General features: G+C 71.7%; 11 protein-coding genes. All 11 read left to right on the forward strand.

The genetic code is table 11. The annotated features are described in order from the left end of the window. The first annotated feature begins 15 nt into the window (after positions 1 to 15). Genes ftsL through ftsA form a run of 11 tightly spaced genes read left to right on the forward strand, consistent with a single transcriptional unit; the run spans position 16 to position 12871 of the window. A complete protein-coding gene (ftsL, locus tag SPK54_RS08165) occupies positions 16 to 282 on the forward strand; it encodes a cell division protein FtsL (RefSeq protein WP_330947427.1) in 267 nt (88 codons plus the stop codon). After that, positions 279 to 2153, forward strand: coding sequence for a penicillin-binding transpeptidase domain-containing protein (locus SPK54_RS08170; RefSeq protein ID WP_330947428.1), 1875 nt, complete (start codon positions 279 to 281; stop codon positions 2151 to 2153). Before ftsL ends, SPK54_RS08170 begins: the two co-directional genes overlap by 4 nt. Further along, complete coding sequence (locus SPK54_RS08175; protein WP_330947429.1) at positions 2150 to 3637, forward strand: UDP-N-acetylmuramoyl-L-alanyl-D-glutamate--2,6-diaminopimelate ligase; 1488 nt, start codon at positions 2150 to 2152, stop codon at positions 3635 to 3637. Before SPK54_RS08170 ends, SPK54_RS08175 begins: the two co-directional genes overlap by 4 nt. Then, positions 3634 to 5016: a UDP-N-acetylmuramoyl-tripeptide--D-alanyl-D-alanine ligase gene (murF, locus tag SPK54_RS08180; RefSeq protein WP_330947430.1), complete on the forward strand. Its 1383-nt coding sequence runs from the start codon at positions 3634 to 3636 to the stop codon at positions 5014 to 5016. The genes SPK54_RS08175 and murF overlap by 4 nt, the downstream gene beginning before the upstream one ends. Beyond that, positions 5006 to 6091, forward strand: a complete 1086-nt coding sequence (gene mraY, locus SPK54_RS08185) for a phospho-N-acetylmuramoyl-pentapeptide-transferase (RefSeq protein WP_330947431.1) — start codon at positions 5006 to 5008, stop codon at positions 6089 to 6091. The genes murF and mraY overlap by 11 nt, the downstream gene beginning before the upstream one ends. Continuing rightward, complete coding sequence (gene ftsW / locus SPK54_RS08190) at positions 6091 to 7434, forward strand: putative lipid II flippase FtsW (RefSeq protein ID WP_330947432.1); 1344 nt, start codon at positions 6091 to 6093, stop codon at positions 7432 to 7434. The genes mraY and ftsW overlap by 1 nt, the downstream gene beginning before the upstream one ends. A 20-nt stretch (positions 7435 to 7454) precedes the next feature. Beyond that, entirely contained in the window at positions 7455 to 8516 is a 1062-nt protein-coding gene (gene murG / locus SPK54_RS08195) for an undecaprenyldiphospho-muramoylpentapeptide beta-N-acetylglucosaminyltransferase (RefSeq protein ID WP_330947477.1), read from the forward strand. After that, the gene (gene murC / locus SPK54_RS08200; protein ID WP_330947433.1) at positions 8513 to 9970 is read left to right on the forward strand and encodes a UDP-N-acetylmuramate--L-alanine ligase; all 1458 of its coding nucleotides are present in this window, start codon (positions 8513 to 8515) and stop codon (positions 9968 to 9970) included. Before murG ends, murC begins: the two co-directional genes overlap by 4 nt. Then, positions 9967 to 10911, forward strand: coding sequence for a D-alanine--D-alanine ligase (locus tag SPK54_RS08205; RefSeq protein ID WP_330947434.1), 945 nt, complete (start codon positions 9967 to 9969; stop codon positions 10909 to 10911). Before murC ends, SPK54_RS08205 begins: the two co-directional genes overlap by 4 nt. Further along, positions 10908 to 11639: a cell division protein FtsQ/DivIB gene (locus tag SPK54_RS08210; RefSeq protein WP_330947435.1), complete on the forward strand. Its 732-nt coding sequence runs from the start codon at positions 10908 to 10910 to the stop codon at positions 11637 to 11639. Before SPK54_RS08205 ends, SPK54_RS08210 begins: the two co-directional genes overlap by 4 nt. After that, entirely contained in the window at positions 11636 to 12871 is a 1236-nt protein-coding gene (ftsA, locus tag SPK54_RS08215; protein WP_330947436.1) for a cell division protein FtsA, read from the forward strand. The genes SPK54_RS08210 and ftsA overlap by 4 nt, the downstream gene beginning before the upstream one ends. The last annotated feature ends 99 nt before the right edge of the window (positions 12872 to 12970 follow it).

The following is a 12970-nucleotide window of genomic DNA, read 5'->3' on the forward strand; positions in this document are numbered from 1 at the left end:
CCGGGCGGTGGCGGCATGAACCGCTACCTGCTGCTGGCCGTGCTGGTGGTTGCCAATATCGCGACCGCGCTGCTGATCGTGCGCGACCGCCACGAGCACCGGCAGGCGTTCGTCGAACTGAGCCGGCTGGAGAAGGGGCGCGATGCGCTCAACATCGAGTTTGGCCGGCTGCAGCTGGAGCAGGCGACCTGGGCGGAAAGCAACCGCGTCGACCAGGTCGCGCGCACCCGCCTGGGGATGTCGTTCCCGCGCACCGAAGACGTGGTGGTGCTGCGGCGATGACCCGATTCGGCAAACGCCTGCGCTGGTTCGGGAGCGAAGCGCGCCGCGAGCGCGCCGCCGGCGTGCATCCGCGCGCGCGCGGCCAGCAGTTCGACCTGCGCCGCCGGCTGGCCCTGGTCTGCGGCTTCCTGGGCCTGGGGTCGGTGGCGCTGCTGGCGCGCGCGCTGGACCTGCAGGTGGTCGACCATGCCTTCTACCAGCAGCAGGGCGACGCGCGCTTCCTGCGCGAGATCCCCATCGCCACCTCGCGCGGCATGATCACCGACCGCAACGGCGAGCCGCTGGCGATCTCCTCGCCGGTCGAATCGATCTGGGGCAATCCGAAGGAACTGCTGAAGGTGCCGGAGCGCCTGCCGGCGCTGGCGCGCGCGCTGGGCATGGCGCAGGACGAGCTGGTCAGCCGGCTCAGCGCCCGTGCCGACAAGGAATTCGTCTACCTGAAGCGCCGCATCAATCCGGATGAAGCCGCGGGCATCGTCGCACTGGACATCCCGGGCGTGGCCAGCCAGCGCGAATACCGCCGCTTCTACCCGCAGGGCGAGGCGCTGGCGCATGTGCTGGGTTTCACCAACATCGACGACCGCGGCCAGGAGGGCCTGGAGCTGGCCTTCGACGAATGGCTGCGCGGCACGCCCGGCGCCAAGCGCGTGATCCGCGACAACAAGGGCCGGATCGTCGAAAACGTGGACCTGGTGCGCGCCGCGCAGCCGGGCCACGACCTTGCGCTCAGCATCGACCGCCGCATCCAGTACCTGACCCATCGCGAGCTGCGCAACGCAATCGCCGAAACCGGCGCCAGCAGCGGTTCGGCGGTGGTGCTGGACGTGGCCACCGGCGAGGTGCTGGCGATGGCCAACCTGCCGACCTTCAACCCCAACGCGGTCGGCACCAGTCCGCGCGACGCGCATCGCAACCGCGCGGTCACCGACCTGCTGGAGCCCGGCTCGACGATGAAGCCGCTGACCGTGGCGGCGGGGCTCGAAGCCGGCGTGATCACGCCGGCGACGCTGTTCAACACCAGCCCGGGCTGGATCGCCAATGGCCGCTACCGCACCACGGACACCCACAACTACGGCGTGCTGGACACCACCGGCATCATCCGCAAGAGCTCCAACGTCGGTGCTTCGCTGGTGGCCAGGCGGCTGAGCGACGCGCAGTTCTACGCCTTCATGCGCCGCTTCGGCTACGGCCAACGCAGCGGCAGCGGCTTCCCGGGCGAAGCCGCCGGACTGTTCCCCGCGCCCGACCGCTGGAGCGGCACCAGCAAGCAGACCATGAGCTACGGCTACGGCCTGAGCGCGACCCCGCTGCAGATCGCCACCGCCTACGCGGCGCTGGGCAATGGCGGGCTGCTGCACCAGCCCAGTTTCGTCAAGGGCCAGCACAACCCGCCCAAGCGCGTGCTGGATGCGCGGATCGCCGACCAGGTGCTGCACATGATGCAGACGGTCACCGAGCCGGGCGGCACCGCCACCCAGGCGGCGATCCTCGGCTACCACGTGGCCGGAAAGACCGGCACCTCGCGCAAGGCCAGCGCCGGCGGCTATTCGCGCCGCTACATCGGCTACTTCGCCGGGCTGGTGCCGGTCGACAACCCGCGCTTCGCGATGGTGGTGGCGGTGAACGATCCCGATCCAAGCCGCAAGGGCTATTACGGCGGCGTGGTCGCTGGCCCGGTGTTCCGCAACGTGATGGAAGGCGCGCTGCGCCTGATGGACGTCTCGCCCGACAACCTCGACGCGTGGCTGGCCGTGCAGGCGGCCGCCGAGGCCAAGCGCATGAAGGCCGAAGGGCGCACGCCGCCGGCGCTCGCCGCGACGGCCACTGCCGCCGCGCCATCCGGCGCCGCCAACGCGAGGGCGCTGCAATGACCCGCGCCATGCTGCTGGGCGAGCTGCTGCCGGAACTGGAAGGCCTGTCCGCCGACCTCGCCATCACCGGGCTGGTCCAGGACAGCCGCGAAGTGAAGCCCGGCGATGCGTTCGTGGCCATCGCCGGGTTCGGCGCGCACGGGCTGAATTTCGTCGACGTGGCCCGCGAGGCCGGTGCCGCCGCGGTGCTGTATGAGCCGCCGGCGCCGGACGACCTGCCCGCGCCCGCCGACGCGATCCCGGTGGTGGGCCTGCGCCAGCGCATGGGCACGATGGCCGACACGTTCCACGGCCACCCCAGCGCGGCGATGACCACCGTCGGCGTCACCGGCACCAACGGCAAGACCTCCACCGTGCAATTGCTGGCGCAGGCATGGACGCTGCGCGGGCAGGTTGCCGGCACCGTCGGCACGCTGGGCAGCGGGGTGTACCCGAAGATCGTGCCGACCGGCTTCACCACCCCGCTGGTGCTGCGCATGCACGCGTTGCTGGCCGAGCTGCGCGACGAGGGCGCATCGGCGGTGGCGATGGAAGTGTCGTCGCACGCGCTCGACCAGGGTCGCGTGGATGGCGTGCACTTCGACGTGGCGGTGTTCACCAATCTCACCCGCGACCATCTCGACTACCACGGCGACATGGCCCGCTACGGCGCGGCCAAGGCGCGGCTGTTCGACTGGCCGGGCCTGCGCGCCGCGGCGGTCAACCTGGACGATGCCTTCGGCCGCGAGCTGTTCGCCGCGGTCGGCGGCAAGGTGCGCGCGCTGGGCTTTTCCTCGCGCGGCGCCGCCGGCGCCAGCGTGCGCGCGGAAGATCTGGTGCTGGACGGCAGCGGCATCCGCTTCCTGCTGCACGCCGGTGGCCAGGCGCATTCGGTGCGTTCGCCGCTGCTGGGCCGCTTCAACGTGGACAACCTGCTGGGCGTGGCGACCACCCTGTTCGCGCTGGGGATGGCGCCGGCGCTGATCGCCGAGACGCTGTCGCAGTTGCTGCCGGTCGACGGCCGCATGAACCGGCTGGGCGGCGAAGGCGGCGCGCCGCTGGTGGTGGTGGATTACGCACACACCCCGGATGCGCTGGAGCAGGCGCTGGCTTCGCTGCGCGCGCATACCGTCGGCATGCTGACCTGCGTGTTTGGCTGCGGCGGCGAGCGCGATACCGGCAAGCGCCCGCAGATGGCCGCTATCGCCGAGCGCCTGGCCGACCGCGTCATCGTCACCGACGACAACCCGCGCAACGAGGATGGCGACGCCATCGTGGCCGACATCCTGGCCGGCTTCGCAGAGCCGGCGCGGGCGGTGGTGCAGCGCGAACGCGCCGCCGCCATTGCCGCCGCCATTTCCGGCGCCGGTCGCGACGACGTGGTGCTGATCGCCGGCAAGGGCCACGAGCCCTATCAGGACGTGGCTGGCGTGAAGCATCCGTTCGAGGATGCGGCGGTGGCGCGCGGCTGCCTGCGCCGCCGCGCCGAAGGCGGTGCCGCATGACGCCGCGCCTGCTGTCCTGGATCGCCCAAGCCACCGGCGGCCGGCTGGTCGGTGGCGACCGCACGGTCGATGCCATCGCCACCGACACCCGCGCGCTGCCCGGCGGCGATGCGCTGTTCGTCGCGCTGAAGGGCGAGAACTTCGATGGCCACGCGCACGTGCAGGCCGCTGCCGACGGCGGCTGCGTGGCGGCGCTGGTGGCCCGTCCGGTCGAGGTGGCGCTGCCGCAGGTCGTCGTGGCCGATACCGAGCGCGCGCTGGCAAGCCTGGCCGCGGCGGTGCAGCGCGAGCGCGCCACCAGGGTGCTCGCGATCACCGGCAGCAACGGCAAGACCACGGTCAAGACGCTGCTGCATTCGATCCTGTGCCAGCTTGGCGGCGCCTACGCCAATCCGGGCAACCGCAACAACGAGATCGGCCTGCCGCTGGCGGTGCTGGACGCGCCGGACGATGCGCGTTTCGCCGTTTACGAGATGGGCGCCGGCAAGCCCGGCGACATCGCCTACCTGACCGCCATCGCCCGCCCGGACGTGGCGCTGGTGAACAACGTGGCGGCGGCGCACCTGGAACGGATGGGCAGCTTGCTCGGCGTCGCCCAGACCAAGGGCGCGATCTACCAGGCGCTGCCGGAGGGCGGGGTGGCGGTGGTGAACGCCGACGACGCATTCGCTCTGTACTTCAGTGAGCGCCTGCGCGGCCGCCGGGTGGTCCGCTTCGGCCTCGACGCCGGGGCCGACGTTACCGCCCGCGGCATCGAGACGGGCATGCAGGGCTCGCGGTTCACCCTGGTCGCCCCGCAGGGCGAAACCGACATCCTGCTGCCGCTGGCCGGTCGCCACAACGTCCGCAACGCGCTGGCCGCGGCGGCGATGGCGCTGGCCGTCGGCGCCACCCTGGCGCAGGTCCGCGACGGGCTGGCCGGCGTGCAGGGCGTGGCCGGCCGGCTGGCCAGCCACCGCCTGCGCTGCGGCGCCACCCTGGTGGACGACAGCTACAACGCCAACCCCGGCTCGCTGGCCGCGGCCATCGACACGCTGGCGGAAACCGGCGGCGAAGCCTGGCTGGTGCTGGGCGACATGCGCGAGCTGGGCGCGGACGAGGCTGCCCTGCACGCCGAGGCCGGCGCGCGCGCGCGGGCCGCCGGCATCGCCCGGCTGTACGCGCTGGGGCCGCTGAGTGCGCACGCAGTGCAGGCGTTCGGCGAGGGCGCGCGGCAGTTCGATGCGCACGCGGCGCTGGCCGACGCGCTGTGGGCGGATCTGCGTGCCGGCACCACCGTGCTGGTGAAGGGCTCGCGCGGCAGCGCAATGGACAAGATCGTGGCGGCGCTGCTGCAGCGCGACGCCGGACCGGACGGGGAGACCACCGATGCTGCTTGAACTCACCCGCTGGCTGGAGCAGCTGCAGGGCCACTTCAACCTGTTCAACTACATCACCTTCCGGGCCATCCTCGCCGCGCTGACCGCGCTGGCGCTGTCGCTGTGGTGGGGGCCGGCGATGATCCGCTACCTGGCCACGCTCAAGGGCGGCCAACCGATCCGCAAGGACGGCCCGCAGTCGCATTTCTCCAAGGCCGGCACGCCGACCATGGGCGGCGCGCTGATCCTCTCGACGGTGGCGGCTGCAGTGCTGCTGTGGGGCGACCTGCGCAACAAGTACGTGTGGGTGGTGCTGGTGGTGATGCTGGGCTTCGGCGCGATCGGCTGGATGGATGACTGGATCAAGATCGTCAAGCGCGATCCCAACGGCATGCGTTCGCGCACCAAGTACGCGCTGCAGTCGCTGCTGGGCCTAGCGGCCGGCATCTATCTGTTCGCGTTCGCCGACGTGCCGGCCGCCACCACGTTCTATGTGCCGTTCTTCAAATCGATCGCGCTGCCGCTGGCCGGCGTCGGTTTCGTGGCGATCGCCTACTTCTGGATCGTCGGCTTCTCCAACGCGGTCAACCTGACCGACGGCCTCGATGGCCTGGCCATCATGCCCACCGTGCTGGTGGCCTGCGCGCTGGGCGTGTTCGCCTACGTCTCCGGCCACGCCGAGTTCTCGCGCTACCTGCAGATCCCGCAGGTGCCGGGCGCGGGCGAGCTGACCATCATCTGCGCGGCCATCGCCGGCGCGGGGCTGGGCTTCCTGTGGTTCAACACCTACCCGGCGATGGTGTTCATGGGCGACATCGGCGCGTTGGCGCTGGGCGCGGTGCTCGGCACCGTCGCGGTGATCGTGCGCCAGGAGCTGGTGCTGGTGCTGATGGGCGGAATCTTCGTGATCGAAACCCTGTCGGTGATGATCCAGGTGGCCAGCTTCAAGCTCACCGGCAAGCGCGTGTTCCGGATGGCGCCGATCCACCACCACTTCGAACTGAAGGGCTGGCCGGAGCCGCGGGTGATCGTGCGCTTCTGGATCATCAGCGTGGTGCTGGTGCTGGTCGGGCTTGCCACGTTGAAGGTGCGCTGATGGCCGCGACCGCCGCCGACGGCCTGGGCCAGGCGACCCGCCTCGACGAGATCGGCGGGCGCTTCGACCCGTGGCTGCTGGGCGCCTCGATCGCGCTGGCCTGCCTGGGCGTGGTGATGGTGGGCTCGGCGGCGATTGCCGGCGGCGGCGTGGACGCCGGGCCGTGGTATTTCCTCAGCCGCCACCTGATGTTCCTGGCGGTCGGCCTGGGCCTGGCGGTGCTGGTGATGCGCACCGAGCTGAAGACCGTCGAGAAGCACGCGCAGTGGCTGCTGCTGGCCTGCATCATCCTGCTGGGGCTGGTGTTCATCCCCGGCATCGGCGTGACCGTGAACGGCGCGCGGCGCTGGCTCAACCTCGGCGTGTCCAATTTCCAGGCGGTCGAGGCGGTCAAGCTGCTCTACATCGTCTGGCTGGCCAGCTACCTCAAGCGCTACAGCGAGGACGTGGCGGCCACCTGGCCGGCCATGCTCAAGCCGCTGGGGGTGGCGGTGCTGCTGGTCGGGCTGCTGCTGCTGCAGCCGGACTTCGGCTCGTCCTCGCTGCTGCTGGCGATCACCGCCGGCATGCTGGTGCTGGGCGGCGTCAACATGCCGCGGATGTTCGGGCCGGTGCTGGTCGGGCTGCCGGTGCTGGCGGTGATCGCGATCGCCGAGCCCTACCGCATGCGCCGCCTCACCACCTTCCTCGATCCGTGGGCCGACCCGTTCGACAGCGGCTACCAGCTGACCAACGCGCTGATGGCGGTAGGCCGCGGCGAATGGTTCGGCGTCGGTCTCGGCGCCTCGGTGCAGAAGCTGTCCTACCTGCCGGAAGCCCATACCGATTTCATCATGGCGGTGATCGCCGAAGAGCTGGGCTTCGTCGGCGTGTGCATGGTGGTGGGCCTGTACGCGCTGCTGGCCGGGCGCGCGTTCTGGCTGGGGATGAAGTGCGTGGAGATGCGCCGCCACTTCTCCGGCTACGTCGCGTTCGGCATCGCGCTGTGGATGGCGCTGCAGAGTTTCGTCTCGATCGGCGTCAATCTCGGCCTGCTGCCGACCAAGGGCCTGACCCTGCCGCTGGTGTCGTCCGGCGGCTCTTCGGTGCTGATGACCTGCGCCGCGCTGGGCCTGCTGCTGCGGGTGTCCTGGGAGTACGAGCGCGCCGCCCGCCAGGTGGCGCGGCGCCGTGCGGTGGGTGCGGGTGCGGCGGTAGGCACTCCGCCGGTGGCCGCGCAGCCGCCGCTGCCGGCCGATGCAGGCAACCGCGGCACCAGCCGCCTGCGCCAGCGGATCGAGCCCGGCCTTGGCCGGCCGTCCACCGAATCGGCCGCGCTGGCCGCATTGCGGAGGGCACGTTGAGCGCGCAGTCGCCCCTCGTGATGGTGATGGCCGGCGGTACCGGCGGCCACATTTTCCCCGGCCTCGCGGTCGCCCGCGCGCTGCGCGAGCGCGGCGCCGAGGTGTGCTGGTTGGGCGCCGAGGGCGGCATGGAAACCCGGCTGGTGCCGCCGCAGGGCATTGCCATCGACACCATCGCGGTCAAGGGCGTGCGCGGCAAGGGCATCGCCACCCTGCTGGCGGCGCCGCTGCGGATCCTGGCGGCGGTGCGGGCGGCCGCTGGCGTGCTGCGGGCGCGCCGGCCGGATGCGGCGATCAGCTTCGGCGGCTATGCGGCCGGCCCGGGCGGGATCGCGGCAAAGCTGGCCGGCATCCCGCTGCTGGTGCACGAGCAGAACCGTGCCGCCGGCATGACCAACAAGGCGCTGGCGAAGGTGGCCCGGCAGGTGCTGGTCGGCTTCCCGCAGACCTTCGCGAAGGAAGTCCACGTCGGCAACCCGGTGCGGGCGGAGATCGCCGCGGTTGCGCCGCCCGAGCAGCGCGACTTCGGCCACGCCGGACCGCTGCGCCTGCTGGTGCTGGGCGGCAGTCAGGGCGCGCGTGCGCTGAACGAGGCGGTGCCGCGCGCGGTGGCCGCGTTGGGCCAGCCGGTGGAAGTCGCCCACCAGGCCGGCGAGAAGATGCTCGACGCCGCGCGCAAGGCCTATGCCGATGCCAACGTCGAAGCGCGCGTGGAGCCCTTCATCGCCGACATGGCGGCCGCGTACGCCTGGGCCGACCTGGTGGTGTGCCGTGCCGGTGCGCTGACCCTGGCCGAGCTGTGCGCGGTCGGCGTCGGCAGCGTGCTGGTGCCGTTCCCGCAGGCGGTGGACGACCACCAGACCCGCAATGCCGAGTACCTGGTGGAGCGCGGCGCCGCCCTGCTGCTGCCGCAATCCGAACAACTGGCCGCGCGCCTGCAGCAGGCGCTGGCCGATCTTTCCGCCGATCCCGGCAAGCGCCTTGCGATGGCGCAGGCCGCGCGTGGTCTGGCCCGCCCCGACGCCGCGCAGCGCGTGGCCGAGGCGGTGCTGGCCGCGATTTCCAACGAGGTTTCCCGATGAGCCCGCACAGCCTGCACCTGCGGCAGATCAACGACCCGGCCAAGGCGCTGCCGCGCGTGCATTTCGTCGGCATCGGCGGAGTCGGCATGAGCGGCATCGCCGAGGTGATGCGCACGCTGGGCTACCAGGTCAGCGGTTCCGACAACGCCGACAACGCGGTGACCAGGAGGCTGGCGTCGCTGGGCATCGCCATCCATCGCGGCCACGCCTCCGCCAACGTGCTCGAGGCCGACTGCGTGGTGGTGTCCAGCGCCATCCGCGAGGACAACCCCGAGCTGCTGGAGGCGCGCGCGCAGCGCATCCCGGTGGTGCCGCGCGCGGAGATGCTGGCCGAGCTGATGCGCTTCAAGCGCGGGGTGGCGGTGGCCGGCACCCACGGCAAGACCACCACCACCTCGCTGACCGCCAGCGTGCTGGCCGAAGGCGGGCTGGACCCGACCTTCGTGATCGGCGGCAAGCTGCTGGCCGCCGGCGCCAACGCCGGCCTGGGCGGCGGCGACTGGCTGGTGGCCGAAGCCGACGAGAGCGACGGCAGCTTCCTGCGCCTGAACCCGGTGGTCGCGGTCATCACCAACATCGACGCCGACCACCTGGAGAACTACGGCGGCGATTTCGAGCGGGTCAAGCAGGCGTTCTCCGAATTCCTGCACCGGCTGCCGTTCTACGGGCTGGCGGTGCTGTGCATCGACGACGAGGAAGTGGCGCAGCTGGCGCGCAGGACGCCGCGCCACGTGGTCACCTACGGCTTCGCGCCGGAGGCCGACGTGCGCGCCGCCGACGTGCGCCAACACGGCGCGCGCATGCAGTTCACCCTGTGCCTGCCGGACGGCAGCCGCACCGCCTGCACGCTGGCCTTGCCGGGCCGCCACAACGTGCAGAACGCGCTGGCCGCCGCCGCCATCGGCTGGCAGCTGGGCGTGCCGAACGCGGCGATCGCCAAGGCGCTGGAAGGCTTCCAAGGCATCGGCCGCCGCTTCAACCAGCTGGCCACGCTGCAGCTGGAAGGCGGTGGCGAAGTGGCGCTGGTGGACGACTACGGCCACCACCCGAAGGAGCTTGCCGCGGTGTTCGCGGCGGCCCGCGGCGGCTGGCCGGAAAAGCGGCTGGTGGTGGCGTTCCAGCCGCACCGCTATACCCGCACCCGCGACCTGTTCGACGAGTTCGCGGCGGTGCTGTCCGGCGTGGACGCGCTGCTGCTGACCGAGGTGTACCCGGCCGGCGAAGCGCCGATTGCCGGCGCCGACGCCAGCGCGCTGGCGCGCTCGATCCGCACCCGCGGCCGGGTCGAGCCGGTGGTCGTGGGCGGCGCTGCCGAACTGGCTGGCGTGCTGCCCGGCGTGCTGCGCGATGGCGACCTGCTGCTGTTGATGGGCGCCGGCGACATCGGCGCCGCCGCGCAGCAGATCGCCCGCGATGGCCTGCAGCCGCAACCTGCGCAGGGAGAATCCGCATGAGTGCCCCTGCATTCGCCCCGTTGCGTTGCACCGACCCATCCGCGTTCGGCCGCGTCGCCGTGCTGATGGGCGGCAGCAGCAGCGAGCGCGAAGTCTCGCTGGATTCCGGTCGCAACGTGCTGGAAGCGCTACAGTCGCGCGGCGTCGACGCCCACGCGGTGGACGGCATCCCGGCATTGGTCGATGCGCTGGTGCACGGCAGGTTCGACCGCGTGTTCAACATCCTGCACGGCGGCGACGGCGAGAACGGCGTGCTGCAGGGCCTGCTGCAGGGCTTCGAGGTGCCCTGCACCGGCTCCGGCGTGCTGGGCAGCGCGCTGACCATGGACAAGATCCGCACCAAGCAGGTGTGGATCAGCGCCGGCCTGCCGACGCCGCAGTTCGTCCGCTTGGCGCCCGGCGCCGACCTGCGCGCGGCCGCGCTGGAACTGGGCTTGCCGGTGTTCGTGAAGCCGTCCAGCGAAGGCAGCAGCGTGGGCGTGGCGCGGGTGCTGGCCGAAGCCGACATCGACGCCGCGGTCGAGGTCGCGCGCGGCTACGGCGGCGAAATGCTGATGGAGCAGATGGTGGTCGGCGACGAGCTCACCGTCGGCGTGCTGGGCGAGGTCGCACTGCCCTCGATCCGGATCGTGCCCAAGGGCGAGTGGTACGACTACAACGCCAAGTACATCGCCGAGGACACCCAGTACCTGTGCCCCGGCCTGGAAGGGCCGGAAGAGGACGCGATCCGCACGCTGGCGCTGGATGCGTTCCGCGCCGCCGGCTGCAGCGGCTGGGGCCGCATCGACGTGATGCGCGACCGCGCCAGCGGCCGGCTGCTGCTGCTGGAAGTGAACACCGCGCCGGGCATGACCAGCCACTCGCTGGTGCCGAAGGCGGCGCGCCAGCTGGGCGTGTCGTTCGAGGAACTGTGCTGGCGGATCCTGGAGCAGACGCTGTGAAGCCCGTCCTGCGCTCGCTGGCCTGGCTGCTTGCGCTGGCGCTGCTGGCGCTGCCGGTGGTGGCCGTGGTCGAGGGCTGGATGGGCGGCGAGCACTGGCCGCTGCGCACCCTGCGCGTGCAGGGCGCACTGGCGCGCGTCGACCGCGCGCAGCTGCAGGCGGCGGTGCTGCCGCATGCGCGGCGCGGCTTCTTCGCGGTGGACCTGGGCGCGATCCAGCGCACCGTGGACGCGCTGCCGTGGGTGGAGCGCGCGGAGGTGCGCAAGCACTGGCCGGACGTGCTGGAGGTGCGCATCGTCGAGCATCGCCCGTTCGCGCGCTGGGGCGAGCAGCAGCTGCTGTCCGAGCATGGCCGCCTGTTCCCGGTCGGCAAGCTGCAGGCGCCGGCCGGGCTGCCGCTGCTGGACGGCCCGGAAGGCCGGGTCCCCGAGGTGGTGGCGCTGTACAACCAGGCGCGCGAGCAGCTGGCCGACGCTGGCGGCGTGCTGGGCGTGGCGCTGGACCGCCGCGGCAGCTGGTCGATCACCCTGCGCGACGGCACCCGCGTGGTGCTGGGCCGCAACGACCCGGGCGCGCGGCTGGCGCGGTTCGCGCCGATGTTGCCGCAGCTGGCCGCGCAGAACCCGCAGCGCCGGCTGGTGCGCGCCGATCTCCGCTACACCAACGGCTTCGCCCTGACCTGGGCGAAGGCCGAACCGAATTCCACGAACCACGGCAGCAATACATGAACCGCAAAGGCGACAAGTCCCTGATCGTCGGCCTCGATATCGGCACCTCCAAGGTCACCGCGCTGGTCGGCGAATACGCCCCGGGCGAACCCATCGAGGTGATCGGCATCGGCTCGCACGAATCGCGCGGGCTGCGCCGCGGCGTCGTGGTGGACATCGATTCCACCGTGCAGTCGATCCAGCGCGCGGTGGAGGAAGCCGAGCTGATGGCCGGTTGCGAGGTCAGCAGCGTGTACGCATCGATCTCCGGCAACCACGTGCAGTGCAAGAACTCCCCCGGCATCGTGCCGATCCGCGATGGCGAGGTCACCTACGGCGACCTCGACCGTGTGCTGGAAGCCGCCAAGGCGGTGGCGATCCCGGCCGACCAGCGCATCCTCCACGCGATCCCGCGCGAATACGTGCTGGACGACTCGCAGGAAGGCATCCGCAACCCGGTCGGCATGACCGGCGTGCGGCTGGAGGTGCATGCGCACCTGGTCACCTGTGCGCAGTCGGCGGCGCAGAACATCAGCAAGTGCGTGCAGCGTTGCGGCCTGCAGGTGGACGAGCTGGTGCTGTCCTCGCTGGCGTCCAGCACCGCGGTGCTGACCCCGGACGAGCGCGAGCTGGGCGTGGTGCTGGTGGACATGGGCGCCGGCACCACCGACATCGCGGTGTTCATGCAGGGCGCGATTTGCCACACCGCCAACCTGCCGGTGGCCGGCGACAAGGTCACCGAGGACATCGCGCACATGCTGCGCACGCCCACGCCGCACGCCGAGGACATCAAGGTGAAGTACGCCTGCGCGCTGGCGCAGCTGGCGCGCGCCGAGGAGAGCATCCAGGTGGAAAGCGTCGGCGACCGCCCGCCGCGGCGGCTGCCGCGGCACGCGCTGGCGCAGGCGGTGCAGGCGCGCTACGAGGAGATCTTCGAGATGGTGCAGGCGGAACTGCGCCGCTCGGGCTTCGAGCAGCGGGTCCGCGCCGGCATGGTGCTGACCGGCGGCGCCTCGAAGATGGAAGGCGTGGTCGAGCTGGCCGAGGAAATGCTGCAGATGCCGGTGCGGATCGGCATCCCGCAGCACGTCACCGGGCTCGGCGAGGTGGTGGGCAACCCGGTGCATGCCACCGGCGTGGGCCTGCTGCTGATGGGCGCGCAGATGGAACACCCGAAGCGGCCGACGCTGCCCAGCAGCAAGGTCGGCGGCGTGCTGGGCAAGGCGGTGAAGTGGTTCCGCGGCGCGTTCTGAGCGGCAGCGGCAGCAACAGGCGGGCAGGCAGGGACAGGCAGGGACAGGAAGGGAAAGGCAGGCAAGGCGGTAGGGCGGTAGGGCGGCAAGCGCAGGACA

The organism is Thermomonas sp. LB-4 (genome assembly GCF_036409385.1).
Taxonomy (GTDB): domain Bacteria; phylum Pseudomonadota; class Gammaproteobacteria; order Xanthomonadales; family Xanthomonadaceae; genus Thermomonas.